Origin of the sequence: Parabacteroides sp. Marseille-P3160 (assembly GCF_900162725.1) — a bacterium.
GTDB lineage: Bacteria > Bacteroidota > Bacteroidia > Bacteroidales > Tannerellaceae > Marseille-P3160.
The window spans coordinates 739072-760206 of the sequence record NZ_LT799418.1 but is presented as its reverse complement, the minus strand read 5'-3'; the positions used below and the strand labels follow the sequence as shown (position 1 = coordinate 760206).

Here is a 21135-nt window from a genome sequence, read left to right as displayed (position 1 = left end):
TAAATTCATAGTGTTATTGCCTATTGCAATGATATAACTTAAAATATAAGAGATATGAAAAAACTTGGGAAATTACATTTGCATGATCTCAGTAAAGCTGAGATGGAAAAAAGAGAACAGAACATGATTAAGGGAGGGTATGATTTGCCACCGGTCTATGTTTGCTATTGTCCATGTCGATATGAAGGAACTCAATCTGATCCTACAGATAGCTATTATGGAGGTTCAAGTACCGCAGCAAATAATAGTGGAAATCGGAGTTAGTCGGATAATTGACTTTTAAAACTTAATTTATGGGGGTATATCAAAAGGCCTGGAATACCTTATCCATATTTTTAATAGGCTTTTGATATACACCCACATTTCCTATTAATTCTAGTACAAAATATGAAGCAGTCTTTAATTATTCTCTTTTTATTCGATTTGATTTTATTAAGTGGATGCCATAATCCAAGTAAACCAGTCAAGGAAGATAGTGTTAAAAAGGATACCCTTTCACAAAAAGAAACGGATAATAAAAATAGCCTTATAATGATAGATGTAACCAAAGACTACCCGAAGAAAGATTTTAATTGGGAAGATATGGCGGACATCGAATTTATTCCGTTGGAAACCAAAAATGATTTTTTATGTGATGCGAGAGTACATGTAGTGGGCTTGATGGATGAAGCAATTGTGTTAACAAATAGATCGGATGGGAATGTTTTCATTTTTGACATGACGGGAAAAGCACTGAAAAGATTTAACCATCAAGGACAGAGTGGGGAAGAATATACGAAAATAGGTCCAACATTCTTGGATAATGTCCAAAAAGAATTATATATAAATGACATGTTTAAGAAAAAAATATTCGTATATGATTTGGATGGCAATTATAAACGCAGTTTTAATCATATCCAAGCTGCACAATATAGTAAAATCGCAAATTTTAATGAAAAGGAATTAATTTGTTATGATGTCTCTTCAGAATATAGGAGTGGTAAAATTAATCCGTTTTTAATTATCTCAAAGCAAACCGGAGCTAAAATAAAAAAAATAGTCATTGCTTTTGAAAAAAAAATATCTCTTAATTTTACTCAAGATGTTGATGAAGGTGCTGTGTCAACGGCTATGCCTGATTATCCCATAATGAAATTCGGAAATGATTTTATCATAAATGAACTATCATCGGATACCATCTACTGTCTCAAACAAAACTATGAGCTTCAACCGATGGCGGTTCGAACTCCTCCCATACAAACCATGTCTCCATTTGTTTTCTTGTTGACAAACATGAATACGCATCGCTATTTTTTTATGTGGACCGTAAAGAAAGAGTATAACTGGGAGACTAATGTCGGTTTTCCGACCGTTTCATTAGTCTACGACAGAAACGAAAAAAAAATCTATGAATTTAACTTGTATTATCAGGGTATTAAAATTAAAACATATAGCGAAAGTGATTTCCCCTATATAGAGAGAATTTGCTACATAAAAGAAAATGTTTATGTTGGAACAATACAAGCCCATGTCCTCAAGAATATGGAAGAGAAAGGTGAATTGAAAGGTCAGTTAAAGGAAATAGCCGTTCAAATAAAAGAAGATGATAATCCGGTATTGATGTTGATCAAATTTAAAGAATAAGAAAATGGATACGGATTTATTCCTGCAAGTTGATAAGAAAATCATTCTGTATAATCTAATAAATTTAAAACAGTTGGTGTTTGAGGTAACAGATGCTTGCAATCTCAGATATAAATATTGCGGTTACTATGAAATATATAAGGGGTATGATATAAGAGAAGGAATATTTGACTCCGTGGAAATTCAGCTATTTGCGAGGAATTTAACATTTAAAGTTCATTCAACATATAGAATCGCTATGTTCAACATATTTTATACAAAATAATGATTTTCTCAATTTTGATTCTAATAAATTCAAGATGTTATTGCATATTGCAATAATATAATTAAAAATATAAGAGATATGAAAAAACTTGGGAAATTACATTTGCATGATCTCAGTAAAGCTGAGATGGAAAAAAGAGAACAGAACTTAATAAAAGGCGGAAGCTGTGTTTCTGCTTGCCTTTGTGGATGTCGATATTCTGGAACCCAATCTGATCCTACAGATAGCTATTATGGCGGATCCAGCAATATCGATAATGGTGACAGTAATTTACGTGGGCATGAGACATTTTATAACTAATAATAAAAAAATGATTGTAGTATTATAGTTCTATGTTTTTAAAAAGGAAGCCTCATTATTCTTAAATAATCGTACGTCAATATTTCTTTTAATTATCAATTGGCGTACGATTAAAAAATAAAAATCCAATAAGGTTGTAATAATTAACAAAATAAATAGAGCTTATGTCAAATAAGAAAAATTAGGAATTTAACTATATCATCATCAATCTAGTATTTAAAAAAAATGAAAGAGAAAAGCATCATAGTATATGTTCTGATTATTCTTCTATTCCTATCTGATTGTGGAAACGGATCACAGAAAAAGACTTCAGAAGCAAATTTTCCTGATACTAAAGAAATTCAATGGTCAAGGGATGATTTAATTCTTGTGGATGTAACCAAGAAATATCCTTTGAAGAAATTTAGATTACAAGACATTGCCGATGTGGAATATATACCTTTGGAAACGAATAAAAGTTTTTTATGTGACGGTTACCCCATGTATGTAGATGGNTTAAAACATATAGCGAAAGTGATTTCCCCTATATAGAGAGAATTTGCTACATAAAAGAAAATGTTTATGTTGGAACAATACAAGCCCATGTCCTCAAGAATATGGAAGAGAAAGGTGAATTGAAAGGTCAGTTAAAGGAAATAGCCGTTCAAATAAAAGAAGATGATAATCCGGTATTGATGTTGATCAAATTTAAAGAATAAGAAAATGGATACGGATTTATTCCTGCAAGTTGATAAGAAAATCATTCTGTATAATCTAATAAATTTAAAACAGTTGGTGTTTGAGGTAACAGATGCTTGCAATCTCAGATATAAATATTGCGGTTACTATGAAATATATAAGGGGTATGATATAAGAGAAGGAATATTTGACTCCGTGGAAATTCAGCTATTTGCGAGGAATTTAACATTTAAAGTTCATTCAACATATAGAATCGCTATGTTCAACATATTTTATACAAAATAATGATTTTCTCAATTTTGATTCTAATAAATTCAAGATGTTATTGCATATTGCAATAATATAATTAAAAATATAAGAGATATGAAAAAACTTGGGAAATTACATTTGCATGATCTCAGTAAAGCTGAGATGGAAAAAAGAGAACAGAACTTAATAAAAGGCGGAAGCTGTGTTTCTGCTTGCCTTTGTGGATGTCGATATTCTGGAACCCAATCTGATCCTACAGATAGCTATTATGGCGGATCCAGCAATATCGATAATGGTGACAGTAATTTACGTGGGCATGAGACATTTTATAACTAATAATAAAAAAATGATTGTAGTATTATAGTTCTATGTTTTTAAAAAGGAAGCCTCATTATTCTTAAATAATCGTACGTCAATATTTCTTTTAATTATCAATTGGCGTACGATTAAAAAATAAAAATCCAATAAGGTTGTAATAATTAACAAAATAAATAGAGCTTATGTCAAATAAGAAAAATTAGGAATTTAACTATATCATCATCAATCTAGTATTTAAAAAAAATGAAAGAGAAAAGCATCATAGTATATGTTCTGATTATTCTTCTATTCCTATCTGATTGTGGAAACGGATCACAGAAAAAGACTTCAGAAGCAAATTTTCCTGATACTAAAGAAATTCAATGGTCAAGGGATGATTTAATTCTTGTGGATGTAACCAAGAAATATCCTTTGAAGAAATTTAGATTACAAGACATTGCCGATGTGGAATATATACCTTTGGAAACGAATAAAAGTTTTTTATGTGACGGTTACCCCATGTATGTAGATGGTGAGAAAATCATTTATTGTATGAAAAAAGAAGCGACTATCCTCCTTTTTGACAGACAGGGCAAGGCCGTTAAAAAAATAAACCGTCAAGGCCAAAGCGGAGAGGAATATAGCATGGCTTCAGGAGCGACATTCGATAAAGCACGCGGAGAGCTCTATATCAATGACATGCAAAAAAAGAAAATATTCGTATACGATCAGGAAGGCCAATATAAGAGGAGTTTCTTCCATTCAAAAGGAAGACAATACGTGAACATGTCAAACTTTGATGCGGAACATCTAATCTGCTATGCCACCTTTCACAGTACGGGAAATCCTTATATCATTATTTCGAAACAGGATGGCCATGTGGTGAAAGATTTCAAACTCCCTTATGAGAAAAGGCTGGATTTGAAGTTTATCGAACAATTAGAAAACGGAATGTCTTTGTTTATTTCTACCGGAAGTTTTCCAATTGTAAAGAAAGGAAAAGACATTCTTCTGAATGAGATATCCTCGGATAGTGTTTATAAGATCAATCCGGACTTTAGTCTTACGCCGTTGATGGTGAAAAAACCTTCTGTCCAACAATTGGATCCGCCTATCTTCGTTTTCGCCGGAGTCCGGTCGGACAGATATCAATTCTTCCATACGGTTAAAAAAGAATATGACAAGGCCACTCAAATCGGTTATCCGGATGTTCAACTAATGTATGATAAGCAAACTCAAGAAATGTGTGCGTATGATGTATACAACGAGGATTGCCCCAATACTAAATCGCTGTTCTTTAGAGCGAATGAATGTGAAATCATTTCGGAAGATGATATGGATATCTTCTTCCTTAGGCCTTCAATGCTGCTGGAAGCAAATAGCAAAGGAGAACTAAAAGGACAGTTGAAAGAAATAGTTGCCACCTTAAAGGAAGACGATAATCCGGTACTGATGTTAATCAAATTTAAAGAATAAGAAAATGGATACGGATTTATTTCTAAAAGTTGATAAGAAAGCAATTTTGTATAACCTAATAAATCTAAAACAGTTGGTGTTTGAAGTAACAGATGCTTGCAATCTAAGATGTAAATATTGTGGTTATGCCGAATTATACGAAGGATATGATTTAAGGGAAGACAAATATCTACCCATAGAGAAGGCAAAATTGATTATTGATTATTTAGCTGATATATGGAGAACCCATTTATCTAAATCATTGGTCCAACCCGTGGTATTTGGTTTTTATGGCGGTGAACCATTGATGAACATGAAATTTATAAAAGAAGTGATTAATTATCTGGATACTATTAAAGAGGTAGGTAAACAATTTTTCTTTTCAATGACAACCAATGCCATGTTGCTGAATAAATATATGGACTACATAGCCGAAAAGAAAATCCAATTATTAATCAGTTTAGATGGTGACGAGCAGGGTCAAAGCTATAGAGTAGATGCAAGTGGAAAAAATTCATTCGACAGAGTCATCAGAAACGTAAAAAAATTGCAGGAGCAGTATCCGGATTATTTTAGAAAATATGTAAATTTCAATTCCGTTTTACATAACCGGAACAGCGTTGAAAGTACATATCATTTTATTAAAAATAATTTTTCTAAGGAAACAAGAATTTCACCCTTAAATAATTCTGGGATTAGGCTCGATAAGATTGAAGAATTCCGGAACACATACCAAAATGTGGAAGAAAGTATCAAAAAATCTTTGAACTGTGAGGTTTTAGAAGCTGAATTATTTATAAAAGAGCCCAAAACCGGAACTTTGCTTTCATTTATTCATAACTATAGTGAAAATGTATATGACAACTATAATGATCTTTTTATAGATAAGTCTAAATTACAATCTTGTCCTACCGGAACATGTCCTCCCTTTTATAAAAAAATGTTCGTTACGGTAAATGGAAAAATTTTGCAATGTGAGAAAATCAATCATGAATTTGCCTTGGGGCAAGTCTATGATGACAGGGTTGAATTGTACCTTGAAAAAGCGGCTAAACAGCATAATGATTATGTGTTCCGTTACCAAAAACAATGTGCTGTTTGTAGCATTAATAAACAATGTATCCAATGTGTTTTTCAAATCGATGATATTCATAAGCCCGATACAAAATGTTTTGGTTTTAGAAATGCCGAGGCGCATAAGAGATATATAAAGAATAATATAGACTATTTGAGAAAACACCCGAAGTTATACGGCCGTCTTATGAGGGAAGCCCGTATATCGGATTAATCTATAATAAGATGAAGAAATATTGGTTAAGCATATTCCAAGATGTATTTATATGGCAGACCAAGGATACCATTTTGGTATATAATTGCAAGAACAAACAAAGTTTTTCGGGTCCGAATCGTCTTGTTTTGAAAGAATATATTGACGATCTGTCGAACTTAGATAATCTTTATACGGTTGATATAGAGGAAGAGCAATTAAAGGAATTAAATCTTAAAAACTGGATAGACAAATTGGTTTCGACTCATTCAGGAGAACTTGTCGAACAGCAGGAAGGCGTTCTCCGGCCGGTTTCACTCTATCCCTATTTTAAGCTACAGAATGATATCGAACATATCCGATGGGAACATCGGTTGGGAATAGGAGGAAAAATCATACAGGACCTTCACGAAATCACCGTTCATGTTAATGGGACGGATCTGGGGAGTGAACTTTTCTCCAGACAGACTATTTATCCGCGACCCTCTTCCAGGATAATCGATTGGGAAAAGCTAAAAAACTTTTTACATAATTGCAGGGGAGGAATGCTTACGAAAGTAAGCCTAGTCGGGGATATTATGACTTATCCACATTTAAATGAATTAATTTCATGGTTGGATGATAATCAATTGGAAGTATCTGTTTACTTGCTTGATTCCGATCTTATCCGTAGTATGAAAGATAAAGAAGCATTAAAGCGGGGATGTGAAACAAATGTACTTTGCAATAATTTGTCATTATTACCTCAAGTTTCAAATTATTGTAAGCATAATAGTTTGGATTTTCATATTCTTTTCCCGGTCACGTCAGAAGAAGAATATGAGCAGATTTCAAATGTAATTGAAGAAACCAAAATGAGAGGATACGACCTGATCCCTTTATTCAATGGACATAATGAAAACTTTTTTCAGGACTATGTTTTTACGTCAATGGACGACATCCAGGAAATAGATCTTTCCAAAAGAGAAGTTTTTTCCCATCAGGCCGTGAATACCAATTTCTTTGGGAAATTAACCATCCTTCCCGACGGAAGGGTTTATGCTAACCTGAATCAATTACCGATCGGAACAATGAATGACCCAATATATAATCTATTGTATAAAGAAATGGACGAAGGAATTTCGTGGAGAATGATACGGGATCAAAAGCCTTGTTCGGATTGTGTTTACCAATGGCTATGTCCTTCTCCTTCCAATTACGAATTAGTGATCGGGAAGTCCAATCTTTGCCATATCAATCCGTGAAAAACGCATAATCTGTAATGAAGCTATTCCCCCATTATACCCAGCTTGATGCGATGGACTGCGGTCCGACTTGCTTGCGCATGATCGCTAAGTATTACGGGCGTAGTTATTCGTTGCAAAATTTACGGGAGAAGTCTTTTATCACCCGTGAAGGGGTGTCGATGTTGGGAATCAGCGATGCCGCGGAAAGTATCGGTTTTCATACAAGTGGGGTGAAAATTACTTTTGAGCAATTGACTAATGAAGTATCCATTCCTTGTATACTTCATTGGAATCAAAACCATTTTGTGGTTTGCTACGGCATAAAAAAGAAAGGAAATCAAGCGTATGAAATTAAAATAGCGGATCCGGCGGGAGAAAAATATACACTGAATAAAGAGGAATTCCTTAAGTGCTGGATCAGTACAAAACGGGAAGGTCAGGATACCGGGACGGCGCTCCTTTTAAGTCCGACACCCGAGTTTTATAGCCTGGAAGATGATAAGGAGCAGGGGAAAAGAAACTTGGGGTATTTTATCCGTTACCTGATTCCATATCGCTCGCAATTAGCCCAGTTGATTGTAGGAATGCTTATCGGCAGTGTCCTGCAGTTAATATTCCCGTTCCTTACGCAAGCCATGGTCGATCAGGGAATCGGCAATAATAACCTTTCTTTTATTACCCTTGTACTGATTGCCCAACTGGTTCTGTTCATTACCCAGTTGGCGGTTGAGTTTATCCGTAACTGGATTATGTTGCATGTGAATACCCGGATCAGCATTTCGTTGATTTCCGATTTTCTGTCCAAACTAATGAAGCTGCCGATTCGTTTTTTCGACACGAAAAATATCGGGGATATCATGCAGAGGATCGGAGATAACAGCCGTATCAAGTCTTTTCTAACAGGTTCGGCATTAACCACCCTGTTTTCTTTTGTCAATTTTATCATTTTCGCCTTTATCCTGGCTTATTATAATTTTATTATCTTAGGTGTATTTGTATTGGGAAATGCATTGTATATTACCTGGATCCTTTTATTTATGAGATACCGCCGGAAATTGGATTATAAGCGGTTTACCCAGGCATCCGCCGAACAAAGCAACCTGGTCCAGATAGTTACCGGCATGCAGGAAATCAAATTAAACAACTGCGAAAAACAGCAACGGTGGAAATGGGAACGAATCCAGGTTAAACTATTCAAGATCAGCATCAAGGGGTTGTCATTAGGACAATTCCAACAGATCGGTTCCGTCTTTTTCAATCAAACGACCTCTTTATTGATCTCATTTATATCCGCAAAAGCGGTAGTAAATGGGGACATAACATTAGGAATGATGATGTCCATCAGTTATATCATCGGACAATTATCCGGTCCGATCGGGCAGGTGATCGGTTTCGCCCAATCCTTGCAAGACGCTAAAATAAGTCTGGAGCGATTGAATGAAATACATAACAAGGAAGATGAGGAACGGACTATAGAATCAAAGATCAATGCGCTCCCTGAAAACCGGGCCCTGACAGTAGAAAATATTTGTTTCAGTTATGATGGCGCCGACCGGGATTATGTATTGAATAACCTTCAATTGGTCATTCCTCAAAATAAAGTAACCGCTATCGTGGGAACCAGTGGAAGCGGTAAAACCACATTAGTTAAACTTTTATTGGGGTTCTATCCATTGAATAAAGGTAAGATAAGAATAGATCAGATTCCTTTAGAGGATATCAATCCTCATTTATGGAGACAGAAAACGGGAGCCGTTTTGCAGGACGGTTTCATCTTTTCGGATACGATCGCAAATAATATTGCCGTGGGAGAAGAAGCGGTGGATAAAAAACGGCTGCTACAAGCGGTGAAGGTAGCCAATATCAAGGACTTTATCGAATCCCTGCCCTTAGGTTACAACTCAAAAATAGGAATGGAAGGAAACGGCGTCAGCCAAGGACAGCGGCAACGGATATTAATAGCCCGCGCAGTCTATAAAAACCCGGATTTCCTTTTTTTAGACGAAGCGACGAATGCGTTAGATGCCAATAACGAACGAACGATATTGGATAACCTGAATGAATTTTATAAGGGAAAAACCGTGGTGATCGTGGCTCACCGGTTAAGTACAGTTCAGCATGCGGACAAGATCGTGGTTCTGGACAAGGGGAAAGTGATAGAAGAAGGTAACCATTTGCAACTGACGGCTAAAAAAGGAGCTTATTATACTTTGGTGAAAAATCAGTTGGAGTTAGGGATGTAATGATGGCGGAAGAAGAAGATAAAGTAGAGTTGAGAAGCGAAGAATTTGAGGACGTATTGGGAAGTGTGCCTCCTTGGATTTTACGCTGGGGAATCATGTTCCTGGCTCTTATTGTCGTACTTATACTGATAGGGAGCGCAGTCTTTAAATATCCCGATATCATCAGTTCTTCCATGACGTTGACAGGTACGACTCCGCCGGCCGGAGTCGTAGCCAAAACTTCCGGTAAAATACAACAGTTATTTGTGAAAGATAACCAATCGGTTCGGGAAGGCGATTATTTGGCTGTTATTGAAAATCCGGCGACAATCGGAGATGTTTTATATCTAAAAAATTACCTGTTTTCACTCAGTCTGAATTTTGATACCGTCACCTCCTTACCTCCGAAAGAGTTGAAGTTGGGCGGTATCCAATCCGTTTACTCTTCCTTCTATATTACCCTGTTCGATTATCTGGAATTTAAACGACTGGAATATTATTCCAAGAAAATCGATTTGATGAAAGACCGGATCGTCCGGAATGAAGTTTATTACCGAAACATGAGCCGGCAAAAACAGATTGTGGAAGAACAGTTGACCGTCGCCCAAAAACAGTATGCCCGGGATTCGGCCTTAAATAAAAAAGGAATTATAGCCGACGAAGAATACGAGCAGATGTACAATCAATACCTGCAAAGCCATCTTTCACTGGAAAATACATCTACGACCTTAGAAAATGTGCAAATCCAAATCGCCCAAATGAGAGAATCTTTGCTGGATACGGAATACCAGTATATAGAAAAAAAGAACTCCCTGGAAACCCAGCTTAAAACGTATGCCACCCAGTTGTCAGCGGAAATACAATCTTGGGAAATCACATATGCTTTTATCGCTTCGATCGCCGGGAAAATCACCTTTACAAATTATTGGGTGGAAAACCAGAATGTAACATCGGGGGAAGAGATCTTTAATATAATCCCGGTGAACAAAGGAACCCTGATAGGCAAGGCATCGCTTCCAACCACCCGTTCGGGGAAAGTGAAGATCGGGCAGACGGTGAATGTCCGGTTTGATAATTTCCCGGAGAATGAATTCGGGATTGTAAGGGGAAAAGTGCAGAATATCTCTTTGGTTCCGTCCAGAAAGCAGGAAGAGAACCGTTATGTTGTGGATATTGCATTTCCGGACGGGCTAAGGACGACTTATAACAAAGAATTGCCTTATTTGCCGGAGATGCAGGCGCAAGCCGATATCATAACCGATGATTTATCTTTACTGGAAAGATTTTTCCTGCCGATAAAAAAAGTAATAACTGAAAGCCTATGAATACTAAGACAGAAAATACCACAGTCAATCTTCTCACACGCGTCGGACGGTATCTGATGCTGCATGCCAGTTACACGGATAATATCGGATTGCTGAATGGGAAAACCGGTATTGCAATCTTCTTCTTTCATTATGCCAGGTATACGAAAATGAAACTCTATGAGAAATTTGCCGGAGAACTATTGGACGAAATATACGATGAAATTCATACTCATATATCAACCGATTTTAAAGACGGATTATGCGGTATTGCATGGGGAATAGAATACCTGATACAAAACGGCTTTGTGAAGGGAGAGACGGATGAAATATTGGAAGAACTTGACAAACAGATCTTGGAACGTAATGTCAGGCGGATAATGGATAATTCCCTTGAAACCGGCTTAAAAGGAATCGCGGCTTATGCCATTAGCCGCAATACAAATATGAAAAACAACCTTATCAGTAAGGAATATATAAACGATCTGATATGGGCTTTATATAAGAATGTCGAAACAGACAAGGAGAATGAAGCGCTGATTTCGCAATTGGAAAAAATGGCAGAGGGTATTCGGCTTTCTATGAATGGGAAACTCCTTGCCGAAAAAATAAATAAAACCATATATAGTCCTAAGACTTTATTTAATGATAAACGTCCTTTAGGCATTATAAACAATGGTTTTTCAGGTGTAGGGCTTAAGATTCTCGGAGGGATACAACGATGAAAAAAAAGAAACTGTATATTTTCAATGGAACCAGTCGGGCCGCCACCTATGGTATCGGTACGTACATAAACGAATTGGCAAATAGCCTTAAAAATACAGATATTGATTTTACGGTTGTTCATTTATATGCGGAAGGTAATGAAGTTCAGCAGGTGGAGAAAGACGGTTATAAACAGATACAGATCCCGGCGGATAATAATCCGGCCAAAGCGAGAGGAAGTCAGCGTTATTATTCGAAAACAGTCTCTTATTTATTAAGGGAGATCATACCGGAAGAAAAAGAGATTGAGTATATCTTCCAATTGAACTTCATGACAAACAGTTCCTTGGTAGTTTCTTTGAAAAAAATGTTTGCTTGTAAAGTGATCCTTGTCGCCCATTATACCAATTGGAGTTTTTCTTTATTGGGAGATACAAAAAAACTTCAATCCATTATGAATAAAAAAAGCTTACGGCTTAAAGGTCCTTTGGAGAAACAAATATATAAAGGTTTAAAGGAGGATGAAAAGATGATCGCTAAATGTGACTGTTTTGTCTGCGTGGCCCAACATACATTGACTTCACTGGGTAAAGTGATTCGTATAGATAAATCCAAATGTTATGTTGTAAGCAATGCGTTAACAGATACTTATAAACAATTTTCTGATGAGAAAAAGAATAATCTTCGCGAAAAATATCACATTGATCCGGATGAATGGATCCTTCTATATGCAGGCAGATTGGACGAGGTGAAGGGTGTAAAATTCTTAATTAACGCTTTTAAGAAGATTTTTGATTCTTATTCCTCAATACGGTTGATAATTGTGGGCGATGGGGCTTTTCAACAACTCTTGACAGACTCCAAGCATTACTGGACGAAGGTTTCTTTTACGGGTAGATTGAATAAGAAAGAGCTGTATGATTTGTACCAGATTGCAAACGTCGGCATTATTCCCTCCCTTCATGAAGAATTCGGTCTCATTGCAATCGAGATGATGATGCACGAACTACCGATTATTGTATCGGACACAGGAGGGCTTTCCGAGATAGTTGAGGATGCCGTTTCAGGGTTGAAAGTTCCGGTAAGGGTAAAAAAAGGCAAAAGGATCGTAGACGAAAAGCTTCTGGCTGAAAAAATATCCGCCTTGCTGGATGATCCGGTTTATGCCCGAAACATAGGGGAAGCCGGAAGGCAAGTCTTTCTGCAAAAATATGAGTTGTCAATATTTAAAGAGAAAATGCTCCACCTTTACCAAACGATATAATGGAACAAATCCCTCATATTATCCATCAAATCTGGTCTGGAATTGACGGACCTTTACCCGAACGCTTTCAGATCCTTGGCGAGACTTGGAAACGTGATTATCCTGCATGGGACTATGAATTTTGGGATAATACCCGGATGGATCTATTTGTGAAAAATAATTATCCTCAGTATATGGAAATGTATAATGAGTTTCCTTATAATATTCAACGATGGGATGCAATACGGTATTTGATATTGGAGAAAATCGGAGGAATGTATGTGGATTTTGATTATGAGTCGATAAGGCCCATCGATGTAATCATTAAAGATAAAACCTGTTGTTTTGCTTCTGAACCCAAAGAACATTTGTCTATTTTTAATAAGAATATGTACATAAATAATGCGCTTATGGGCGCAGTACCAGATCATCCGTTTATTCACGAGATTATTCAAAAAATATTTGATGCAGAGTGGCGAAAGAGGCCGTTTGTGAGTAAAATGGAGGAGGTTTTAAATACAACAGGCCCTTTATTTATTACTGACCTGTTGGAGAAGACGAATTATCGTAATGAGGTCTGTATTCTTCCGGCAAGTTATGTCTCTCCCTTTAGTAAAATGGATGTGCAAAAACTATTGTCTAATCGATACGACAAGACTTTTGAAGATTACCTGGAATTGAAACTGGATGAGGCTTATGCCGTACACTATTTTATTGGAACATGGATGTGATATATGTATAAATATGGAGATTCCGAAGATTATACACCAAATTTGGTCCGACTTTTTCCACCCGCTTCCTGATTGTTTTAAGGAACTTTCCCAGACTTGGAAACATGATTATCCTGAATGGAAATATGAATTTTGGGATGATAATCGTATGAATCAGTTTGTGATAAATAATTACCCTCAATACTGGGAATTTTATAATCGTTTTCCGTACGACATTCAGCGATGGGATGCGATACGGTATTTGATATTGGATAAGATGGGAGGAATGTATGTGGATTTTGATTATGAGTCGATTAAACCTTTGGATCAACTCCTGGAAGATAAAAGATGCTGCTTTGCCGCTGAGCCTGAACATACTTATTCTTTTTTTGATAAAAATGTAATGTTTAATAATGCCTTGATGTTGTCGGTCCCGGAGCATCCCTTTATTCAAAATATTATTCATTCTGTTTTTTGTGAGAGAACCCTTAATTACCCTGTTCTACCGAAGGACAGGTGTGTGTTAAATACAACCGGACCTTTTCTTCTCATTGATTTATATAATAATTTGCCGGTATCTGAGAAATCCGATGTGTATTTGGTGCCCGCCAAGTTTGTAACTCCTTTTGATGGTAATCAGGCGAAGTTAGCCAGGGCTGGTGTTGAAAATTCAGAACTTGAAACTTGTCTTGAGGATGCTTATGCCGTACATTATTTTATAGGTAATTGGAAGAATGAAGTCTGATGATCTTGTAAAAAAGCAATGTCAGGCTTATATTCATTTTTGTATATTCTGTTTATTCAGAAATAGATGTTTTTTTATATGCAAAAATGCAAAATGAGAACTCCTTTCATTTTTTTAAGAAATGAAATATAACTTTGATAATGATTGCTTTAAATCGATTGGATATGAAAAAATATATTTTGATAATTAATCTTCTTGACTATAATGAAGTGACACATACTATAAAGGTTTATCAATGTAATGAAAATTTTTTGTTCCTCTACTTGCATTATTTCCAAATATCCTAATCCTCTACCAAAAGACATTGGAAGCCTCTGTATCGATAAAATGCACTATAAAAGTGCATTTTTAGTTGGGATATGCACTATTTAAGTGCATAATGGTTATCTTTGTGGAAAACAGATTTATATGGATAAGTTATTCGAGTATTTTTATAGATTGTTGAAAGAGACAGACACTCATTTCTTTCGTTATATGTATGACGAAATTAATTGGAGAAACAAGATGACGGGCCTTATTGGTCCAAGAGGCGTGGGTAAGACAACATTAATTCTACAGCATATTAAGAAAAAGCTAAATCCGGCGGAAACCCTTTATGTAAATGCCGAAGATTTTTATTTTGTGGATAACCGGTTGATTGATTTGGCAGATGCTTTTGTAAAACGGGGGGGGAAATATTTATTTATAGACGAAATTCATAAATATAAGGATTGGGCCAAAGAACTGAAACTTATCTATGATTACCATAATGATTTGAATGTCGTATTTACGGGTTCTTCCATATTGGACATAAAGAAAGGAGCTTCCGATTTAAGCAGACGTGCCATTATATATAATATGCAAGGGCTTTCTTTCAGGGAATATTTACTGTTATTTCGGCAAATTTCCGCTAAAACATATTCATTAAGTGAGATTCTTGAACATAAGGTCGAAATACCTGAACTTCCCCACCCCTTACCGCTTTTCAACGATTACCTAAAAAGGGGCTATTATCCGTTTGCTTTGGAGGAGGATTTTGAGTTGCGCTTGAGACAGATCATCAATCAAACCTTGGAGAACGACATTCCTGTATATGCCGATATGAATGTTGCGACAGGGAGAAAGTTAAAGCAATTGTTGTCTATTATTGCAAAAAGTGCGCCGTTCAAACCCAACTTTAGTAAAATCGCTGAGATATTATCTGCCAGCCGTAATAATATTTCGGATTATTGCTTATATATCGAAGAAGCGGGAATGATCGGCCAATTAAGGAATAGCACAGGAGGTATAAGAGGTTTGGGAAAAGTTGATAAAATATATCTTGACAATACAAACCTGATTTATAATCTGGCGGATGATACTTCTAATACCGGTAATATCAGGGAAACATTTTTCTTTAATCAAATGCGGGTAAAACAGGCTGTCTTTGCTTCTCCTGTCTCCGATTTCCTCATTGATGATCTTACTTTTGAGGTGGGAGGTAAAAACAAAGGGCAAAAACAAATCAAGGATATTGAAAAAGGATATATAGTAAAAGATGATATAGAAAACGGTTATATGAATACAATTCCACTTTGGCATTTGGGTTTGACTTATTGAAAAAGTAGGGAAACATTTCTGTTAAGTCAGAAAAGGTTGGTTTCTGATGCTTTTAAACTGATTGTATTTCTCCGGAGAATATATTACTGATTGGTCTTAAGTTGGCCGAGCAATTTCGTAGGGGTATAGCCAAAGTGTTTTTTGAATGCGTATGAAAAATGTGACAGGTTTTCAAAGCCTGTTTCGTAACAGACATCAATGGGACGTTTTTGTTTTTCCGTAAACTGGTAATGTGCCAGTTCCAGCCGTTTTTGTGTGAGCCATCGCTGTGGTGTAGTGTTAAATGCTTTGCCAAAATCTCTTTTAAAAGTAGTCAGGCTCCTTCCAGTCAGGTAACCGAATTTTTCCAAAGGAAGGTTAAACATAAAGTTCTTTTCCATATAGCCAGCCAGATCTATTTTCCCCGGTTCTTCAAAATTCGCCAGTATATTATCTATGTTTTTATCCATCGCTCTCAGGATACTAATCGCTTCCGTAATTTTCAACGACGCGATATCCTCCGGTAGCTCTTTCATCTCAAAATACGGAATCAGGGACGACAGGCAGCTTGCCAATAAAGGATGGTTGCTGAAGTGATAGATTTTCTGTGACTCGAGAGCTTTGGGCTTTACATCCAGATTCGCATAAAAATCCCTTAGCTTTGCTGTGGAAAGGTGCATTACTACCGTCTTGTGTGGCTGCCCGTCCATGGGGTAATTGATGATGGTAGCCAGCTGGTTTCTCGGGATCAGGAAAATATCCCCTCCCTTAAAAACATAAGTGGCATCTGCCTGGACAATTTTTGTTTCACCCGAAATAAACCAGATCAGCATGTGATGCTCAAACATGATGTCCGATTTGAAAAACTTATCCTCATAGCAGGAGAGTTTGATATCATCCGTTATATATTTTGCTCTATATTCCATTCTTCTTTCTTTCCTTCAAGGAAAATAGTACTGTAAAAGTAAAAAATATCATTTATAACACTTTGTCATCTTTGAACCTTTTTCATTGCTTCGTTTTGAGGTTAAACAACAGGAAAGGATATGCCACTGACTTCTTCGCTCCATTTCCACAAACGTTTGGCGTCTGCCTCGTCCAATGAATAGCGTTTTACACCGGGAGACATCTCGCTATCGGACGCCAAGGGAGCTATGTCTGCATCTTCGCAGTACACGCCTCCAATGCTATCGAGCAATGGTGTAGTAGCACACCACACCGTTGTGGCAGCACCCTGAGGAATGGTTTTAAGCGATGCTAATATCTCGGGAAACATGTTGCCTTCTTCATCCACAAAGCCCATTTTCCGGAAAAGTTCCGGCGGTGCTTCCCTTCCCAGTTCTGTTCCGCCAATGGAACCCGGATGCAGGCTGTAGGCCCGTACATCGAATGATTTACCTCGGTTGTCCAATTCAAGGGCAAATAGGTTACTCGCTGTTTTGGATTGTCCGTATGCTTGTAGCGTTTCATACTCACGTTTTTGGAAATTGGGATCGTCAAAACGAAAGGTTCCAAACTGGTGGCCATGAGAAGATACATTGATAACCCTGGCTCCATTGGCTTGTTTGAGTGCGGACCATAACCTCGCCGTTAATTGGAATTGTGCCAGGTAATTGGTAGCCAGTTGCGATTCGATGCCGCGGCTGTCCCTGCGAAGTGGTACCCACATAATGCCCGCATTGTTAATTAGCAGATGAAGCGGCCTGCCTGAAGCCAGAAATTTTTTTGCGAATGCATCAATAGAAGCCGGGTCCATTAAGTCCATGGGGTCTATTTCAACACGGGCGATTCCATTCAGGTTACGTTTCGCTTTTTCTACGTCTCTTGCCGGAATAATAACAGTTGCCCCCGCTTGTGCAAGTGTTTTCGTGGTTTCCAAACCAATGCCTGTATTACCGCCTGTTATAATGGCTATTTTTCCTTTAAGGTCAATGCCTTTAATCACTTCTGCTGCTGTGGAAGCTACGTTAAAACCCGAACCGATCGGTTGCTGTAATGCTCCCTGATAATTGTTTTGTTCCATCTTTTTTAATTTTATTGGTTATTGATGGAACAAAGGTAAATACGCATCTTTCCGCCGACTTTGTTTAAACGTCCGAAGTCGCTTTGTTTAAAAGCTCAATGGTTGCGACATACCTTCATCGACCGTATTTTTTCGAACTTATCCGGAATATCCCATTAAGTTAATAACCTTTTATAGATTCAAAGAGATAAGTTCTTTCCCCAATTTGTGTAAAGCCCTTTCTATTTTGCGAATTTGTTCCGGACGCGGTTTACTGCTGCCTGAAGCATAATGCCACAACTGCTTTTGGTTAATTCCGGTAATACGTTCCAATCCCGCTTTGCTAAAAATTCCCGAATAAACATCAAGGAGGGATTTTACATCCGTTTTAAAGGTCAGATCGTAATTATCCTTTAATTCTTCCGGAATTTCACAACCCAATTCCTTGCATTCGTTTTTGAAGAGATCGATCGCTTCACTCATATTTTGTTTGATTTCATCAATGGTTGATCCGGTAGTAGTGATACCGTCAACTCCTTCAATAAACGCGGAGTAATTCTTTTCCGCCGTTTCTATTATGACTGTTAAATTTTTCATTTTGTTTTGATCTTAATAGCTTTGATTGCTTACTTTAATCCGGCTTCTCTTAAGATGGAAGATAGCGTTCCTTCTTTTAAATCGTCACTTTTTTTTCCCTGGTATTACTATGGGACGCCTTGCTCCCTCCTTGTACTACACATGATGGTCTACTTTTGTCCTTATGAATTTCCATCCATTTTTTTCGAGTAGCTCAATGACTTCTCTCACTTTTTTAGTCATAAATGATTAATATGTAAGTCGATATCCGTTTCATAAATGTTTTATATACCCCCTATTTGATAGATGATAACAGTACAAAAGTAACTATTTTTCTATTACTAATGGTTGAACAGGGAGGAATCCGGTTCGGTTCATAAAAGCTCAAACAATATTTATTTTATGCTGTTTCCTTCTCTAATACATTGATCGATCAGGGAGAATTGTATATAAAGGATTTGATGATTCCTATTTAATAGGAGTATTTGAAAATAATACAATAATAAAATAATATGTCAACCTTTTGATGGCGATCATCGCATGCTCAAAAAACTGTTGATTCTTGATTTATACATACTTTTGTATTCTTTTTTGAGCGTATCAGACAGAAAAGAATGTTCAATGAGTTCATCAATAAGTGGATGTATGGCACAGAATTTATCTAATAATCCACCCGCCAAATTAGTCGGCAGATTAATTATTTCTCCAAACACTTGAAATGTTTTTCCAGTCACGGCTGATGAAATACCAAAATACTCAGGCTTAGGTTTTGTAAAGAGCCCTTTGCTCAATGCAAAAACACTGTCATCTACATGTATATATGTGTTGAGCAGGTCATAAGCCGGAGATAGACGAAATTTACCATTCTTATCTTCCAACAAAGAGAAATTCTTTAAATGGGCATCACCGTTAGAAAGGGCAAAAACAAATCAAGGATGTTGAAAAAGGATATATAGTAAAAGATGATATAGAAAAGGGTTATCTGAATAAAATTCCACTTTGGCATTTGGGTTTGACTTATTGAAAAGTAGAGAAGCTCAATGATATCGTATGCGGGTAGGAAAAATAGAATTGGGAGATACGGTACCGCTAAATGTATCTAATATAAACTTATGGAACAAAGAGATTATATTATGAATGAAATAGAAGCTGTGGGAAAGATACTCGCAGCAATGATCACATTCTTACTCGGCATAAGAAATGGAGCTACAACAGTAAAATAGATAATATACATATAAATTCTTTTTAGCTGAATTCCGGAGAAACAATATACGAATATTCCGTATATTGTTAATTTTCAGAATAAATTAACGTTTGTTATTCTTGTAATTTCTGGCGAAGTTGTATTTTTCGTACGTTAAAAGAGGATCGGATTATTTTGTGTGTTCTTATAATTGTGAATCTTAAATCGAATAAAAATGAAAAAAGTAGTCTTTTTAATTTGGGTTGCCGCCGGCTTATTGCTATGTCTGGGCGGTTGTAGCCATTCCGGCCAGCTGACCGACAAGGGTGGTTCGGGGAAAGATTCGCTTTTGCAGGTAAAGGCGAAAACCGGAAATAATCTGATCGAAGTGGACGTGACTAAAAAATATCCGCTTAAGAAAATACGGTTACAGGATATCGCGGATGTGGAGTATATTCCTCTGGAAACGAATAAAAGGTTTTTATGTGACGGTTGCCCCATGTATGTAGACGANCTCCTCCCATACAAACCATGTCTCCATTTGTTTTCTTGTTGACAAACATGAATACGCATCGCTATTTTTTTATGTGGACCGTAAAGAAAGAGTATAACTGGGAGACTAATGTCGGTTTTCCGACCGTTTCATTAGTCTACGACAGAAACGAAAAAAAAATCTATGAATTTAACTTGTATTATCAGGGTATTAAAATTAAAACATATAGCGAAAGTGATTTCCCCTATATAGAGAGAATTTGCTACATAAAAGAAAATGTTTATGTTGGAACAATACAAGCCCATGTCCTCAAGAATATGGAAGAGAAAGGTGAATTGAAAGGTCAGTTAAAGGAAATAGCCGTTCAAATAAAAGAAGATGATAATCCGGTATTGATGTTGATCAAATTTAAAGAATAAGAAAATGGATACGGATTTATTCCTGCAAGTTGATAAGAAAATCATTCTGTATAATCTAATAAATTTAAAACAGTTGGTGTTTGAGGTAACAGATGCTTGCAATCTCAGATATAAATATTGCGGTTACTATGAAATATATAAGGGGTATGATATAAGAGAAGGAATATTTGACTCCGTGGAAATTCAGCTATTTGCGAGGAATTTAACATTTAAAGTTCATTCAACATATAGAATCGCTATGTTCAACATATTTTATACAAAATAATGATTTTCTCAATTTTGATTCTAATAAATTCAAGATGTTATTGCATATTGCAATAATATAATTAAAAATATAAGAGATATGAAAAAACTTGGGAAATTACATTTGCATGATCTCAGTAAAGCTGAGATGGAAAAAAGAGAACAGAACTTAATAAAAGGCGGAAGCTGTGTTTCTGCTTGCCTTTGTGGATGTCGATATTCTGGAACCCAATCTGATCCTACAGATAGCTATTATGGCGGATCCAGCAATATCGATAATGGTGACAGTAATTTACGTGGGCATGAGACATTTTATAACTAATAATAAAAAAATGATTGTAGTATTATAGTTCTATGTTTTTAAAAAGGAAGC

The 21135-nt window shown here is 36.4% G+C and carries 20 protein-coding genes and 2 pseudogenes; 18 read left to right on the top strand and 4 right to left on the bottom strand.

What is annotated here, in order from left to right; translation table 11 throughout:
* The first annotated feature begins 54 nt into the window (after nt 1-54).
* The 16 genes and pseudogenes from BQ8014_RS03135 (at nt 55) to BQ8014_RS03055 (ending at nt 15867) form a co-directional block, all read left to right on the top strand.
* Nucleotides 55-264 (top strand): TIGR04149 family rSAM-modified RiPP, encoded by a 210-nt coding sequence (locus BQ8014_RS03135; RefSeq protein ID WP_080903087.1) that lies wholly within the window; start codon nt 55-57, stop codon nt 262-264.
* A gap of 123 nt (nt 265-387) precedes the next feature.
* Nucleotides 388-1623 (top strand): 6-bladed beta-propeller, encoded by a 1236-nt coding sequence (locus BQ8014_RS03130; RefSeq protein ID WP_080903086.1) that lies wholly within the window; start codon nt 388-390, stop codon nt 1621-1623.
* A 4-nt stretch (nt 1624-1627) separates the two neighbouring features.
* Nucleotides 1628-1783, top strand: a pseudogene (locus BQ8014_RS19995) (radical SAM peptide maturase); the annotation flags it as partial.
* Nucleotides 1784-1966: 183 nt separating this feature from the next.
* Complete coding sequence (locus BQ8014_RS03120) at nt 1967-2188, top strand: TIGR04149 family rSAM-modified RiPP (protein WP_080903068.1); 222 nt, start codon at nt 1967-1969, stop codon at nt 2186-2188.
* Between the two features lie 702 nt (nt 2189-2890).
* A pseudogene (locus BQ8014_RS19990) lies at nt 2891-3046 on the top strand (radical SAM peptide maturase); the annotation flags it as partial.
* 183 nt (nt 3047-3229) lie between these two features.
* Complete coding sequence (locus BQ8014_RS03105; protein ID WP_080903068.1) at nt 3230-3451, top strand: TIGR04149 family rSAM-modified RiPP; 222 nt, start codon at nt 3230-3232, stop codon at nt 3449-3451.
* A 225-nt stretch (nt 3452-3676) separates the two neighbouring features.
* The gene (locus BQ8014_RS03100; protein WP_080903084.1) at nt 3677-4888 is read left to right on the top strand and encodes a 6-bladed beta-propeller; all 1212 of its coding nucleotides are present in this window, start codon (nt 3677-3679) and stop codon (nt 4886-4888) included.
* A 4-nt stretch (nt 4889-4892) separates the two neighbouring features.
* The gene (locus tag BQ8014_RS03095) at nt 4893-6155 is read left to right on the top strand and encodes a radical SAM peptide maturase (RefSeq protein WP_080903083.1); all 1263 of its coding nucleotides are present in this window, start codon (nt 4893-4895) and stop codon (nt 6153-6155) included.
* Between the two features lie 11 nt (nt 6156-6166).
* Complete coding sequence (locus BQ8014_RS03090; RefSeq protein ID WP_080903082.1) at nt 6167-7378, top strand: TIGR04150 pseudo-rSAM protein; 1212 nt, start codon at nt 6167-6169, stop codon at nt 7376-7378.
* A 17-nt stretch (nt 7379-7395) separates the two neighbouring features.
* Nucleotides 7396-9603, top strand: a complete 2208-nt coding sequence (locus tag BQ8014_RS03085) for a peptidase domain-containing ABC transporter (protein ID WP_080903081.1) — start codon at nt 7396-7398, stop codon at nt 9601-9603.
* Nucleotides 9603-10907, top strand: coding sequence for an HlyD family secretion protein (locus BQ8014_RS03080; protein ID WP_234997969.1), 1305 nt, complete (start codon nt 9603-9605; stop codon nt 10905-10907). The genes BQ8014_RS03085 and BQ8014_RS03080 overlap by 1 nt, the downstream gene beginning before the upstream one ends.
* Nucleotides 10904-11611 carry a lanthionine synthetase LanC family protein gene (locus tag BQ8014_RS03075; protein ID WP_080903080.1) on the top strand — a complete coding sequence of 236 codons (708 nt, stop codon included), beginning with the start codon at nt 10904-10906 and terminating at the stop codon, nt 11609-11611. The genes BQ8014_RS03080 and BQ8014_RS03075 overlap by 4 nt, the downstream gene beginning before the upstream one ends.
* Nucleotides 11608-12855, top strand: coding sequence for a TIGR04157 family glycosyltransferase (locus BQ8014_RS03070; RefSeq protein WP_080903079.1), 1248 nt, complete (start codon nt 11608-11610; stop codon nt 12853-12855). Before BQ8014_RS03075 ends, BQ8014_RS03070 begins: the two co-directional genes overlap by 4 nt.
* Nucleotides 12855-13565 (top strand): glycosyltransferase family 32 protein, encoded by a 711-nt coding sequence (locus BQ8014_RS03065; RefSeq protein ID WP_080903078.1) that lies wholly within the window; start codon nt 12855-12857, stop codon nt 13563-13565. Before BQ8014_RS03070 ends, BQ8014_RS03065 begins: the two co-directional genes overlap by 1 nt.
* The gene (locus BQ8014_RS03060) at nt 13522-14289 is read left to right on the top strand and encodes a glycosyltransferase family 32 protein (protein WP_369808778.1); all 768 of its coding nucleotides are present in this window, start codon (nt 13522-13524) and stop codon (nt 14287-14289) included. Before BQ8014_RS03065 ends, BQ8014_RS03060 begins: the two co-directional genes overlap by 44 nt.
* A 408-nt stretch (nt 14290-14697) precedes the next feature.
* Entirely contained in the window at nt 14698-15867 is a 1170-nt protein-coding gene (locus BQ8014_RS03055) for an ATP-binding protein (RefSeq protein ID WP_080903076.1), read from the top strand.
* Between the two features lie 83 nt (nt 15868-15950).
* On the opposite strand, the gene BQ8014_RS03050 is transcribed toward BQ8014_RS03055, so the two are convergent.
* The 4 genes from BQ8014_RS03050 to BQ8014_RS03035 all read right to left on the bottom strand — a co-directional run bounded on the left by BQ8014_RS03050 (nt 15951) and on the right by BQ8014_RS03035 (nt 19302).
* The gene (locus BQ8014_RS03050) at nt 15951-16772 is read right to left on the bottom strand and encodes an AraC family transcriptional regulator (protein WP_080903075.1); all 822 of its coding nucleotides are present in this window, start codon (nt 16770-16772) and stop codon (nt 15951-15953) included.
* Nucleotides 16773-16873: 101 nt separating this feature from the next.
* Complete coding sequence (locus BQ8014_RS03045) at nt 16874-17869, bottom strand: SDR family NAD(P)-dependent oxidoreductase (protein WP_080903074.1); 996 nt, start codon at nt 17867-17869, stop codon at nt 16874-16876.
* A gap of 171 nt (nt 17870-18040) precedes the next feature.
* Nucleotides 18041-18445, bottom strand: a complete 405-nt coding sequence (locus BQ8014_RS03040; protein ID WP_080903073.1) for a type II toxin-antitoxin system HicB family antitoxin — start codon at nt 18443-18445, stop codon at nt 18041-18043.
* Between the two features lie 512 nt (nt 18446-18957).
* Entirely contained in the window at nt 18958-19302 is a 345-nt protein-coding gene (locus tag BQ8014_RS03035; RefSeq protein WP_234997968.1) for a hypothetical protein, read from the bottom strand.
* An 836-nt stretch (nt 19303-20138) separates the two neighbouring features.
* Here BQ8014_RS03035 and BQ8014_RS03025 point away from each other — a divergent pair.
* Both BQ8014_RS03025 and BQ8014_RS03015 read left to right on the top strand, forming a co-directional pair.
* Nucleotides 20139-20519 carry a hypothetical protein gene (locus tag BQ8014_RS03025; RefSeq protein WP_139785062.1) on the top strand — a complete coding sequence of 127 codons (381 nt, stop codon included), beginning with the start codon at nt 20139-20141 and terminating at the stop codon, nt 20517-20519.
* Between the two features lie 343 nt (nt 20520-20862).
* The gene (locus BQ8014_RS03015) at nt 20863-21084 is read left to right on the top strand and encodes a TIGR04149 family rSAM-modified RiPP (protein WP_080903068.1); all 222 of its coding nucleotides are present in this window, start codon (nt 20863-20865) and stop codon (nt 21082-21084) included.
* Nucleotides 21085-21135 lie beyond the last annotated feature (51 nt).

Bases quoted from the DNA above. Each gene is read 5' to 3' on its own strand.
- BQ8014_RS03135 (WP_080903087.1), top strand. From the start codon at position 55: ATGAAAAAACTTGGGAAATTACATTTGCATGATCTCAGTAAAGCTGAG.
- BQ8014_RS03130 (WP_080903086.1), top strand. From the start codon at position 388: ATGAAGCAGTCTTTAATTATTCTCTTTTTATTCGATTTGATTTTATTA.
- BQ8014_RS03120 (WP_080903068.1), top strand. From the start codon at position 1,967: ATGAAAAAACTTGGGAAATTACATTTGCATGATCTCAGTAAAGCTGAG.
- BQ8014_RS03105 (WP_080903068.1), top strand. From the start codon at position 3,230: ATGAAAAAACTTGGGAAATTACATTTGCATGATCTCAGTAAAGCTGAG.
- BQ8014_RS03100 (WP_080903084.1), top strand. From the start codon at position 3,677: ATGAAAGAGAAAAGCATCATAGTATATGTTCTGATTATTCTTCTATTC.
- BQ8014_RS03095 (WP_080903083.1), top strand. From the start codon at position 4,893: ATGGATACGGATTTATTTCTAAAAGTTGATAAGAAAGCAATTTTGTAT.
- BQ8014_RS03090 (WP_080903082.1), top strand. From the start codon at position 6,167: ATGAAGAAATATTGGTTAAGCATATTCCAAGATGTATTTATATGGCAG.
- BQ8014_RS03085 (WP_080903081.1), top strand. From the start codon at position 7,396: ATGAAGCTATTCCCCCATTATACCCAGCTTGATGCGATGGACTGCGGT.
- BQ8014_RS03080 (WP_234997969.1), top strand. From the start codon at position 9,603: ATGATGGCGGAAGAAGAAGATAAAGTAGAGTTGAGAAGCGAAGAATTT.
- BQ8014_RS03075 (WP_080903080.1), top strand. From the start codon at position 10,904: ATGAATACTAAGACAGAAAATACCACAGTCAATCTTCTCACACGCGTC.
- BQ8014_RS03070 (WP_080903079.1), top strand. From the start codon at position 11,608: ATGAAAAAAAAGAAACTGTATATTTTCAATGGAACCAGTCGGGCCGCC.
- BQ8014_RS03065 (WP_080903078.1), top strand. From the start codon at position 12,855: ATGGAACAAATCCCTCATATTATCCATCAAATCTGGTCTGGAATTGAC.
- BQ8014_RS03060 (WP_369808778.1), top strand. From the start codon at position 13,522: ATGAGGCTTATGCCGTACACTATTTTATTGGAACATGGATGTGATATA.
- BQ8014_RS03055 (WP_080903076.1), top strand. From the start codon at position 14,698: ATGGATAAGTTATTCGAGTATTTTTATAGATTGTTGAAAGAGACAGAC.
- BQ8014_RS03050 (WP_080903075.1), bottom strand. From the start codon at position 16,772: ATGGAATATAGAGCAAAATATATAACGGATGATATCAAACTCTCCTGC.
- BQ8014_RS03045 (WP_080903074.1), bottom strand. From the start codon at position 17,869: ATGGAACAAAACAATTATCAGGGAGCATTACAGCAACCGATCGGTTCG.
- BQ8014_RS03040 (WP_080903073.1), bottom strand. From the start codon at position 18,445: ATGAAAAATTTAACAGTCATAATAGAAACGGCGGAAAAGAATTACTCC.
- BQ8014_RS03025 (WP_139785062.1), top strand. From the start codon at position 20,139: ATGTCTCCATTTGTTTTCTTGTTGACAAACATGAATACGCATCGCTAT.
- BQ8014_RS03015 (WP_080903068.1), top strand. From the start codon at position 20,863: ATGAAAAAACTTGGGAAATTACATTTGCATGATCTCAGTAAAGCTGAG.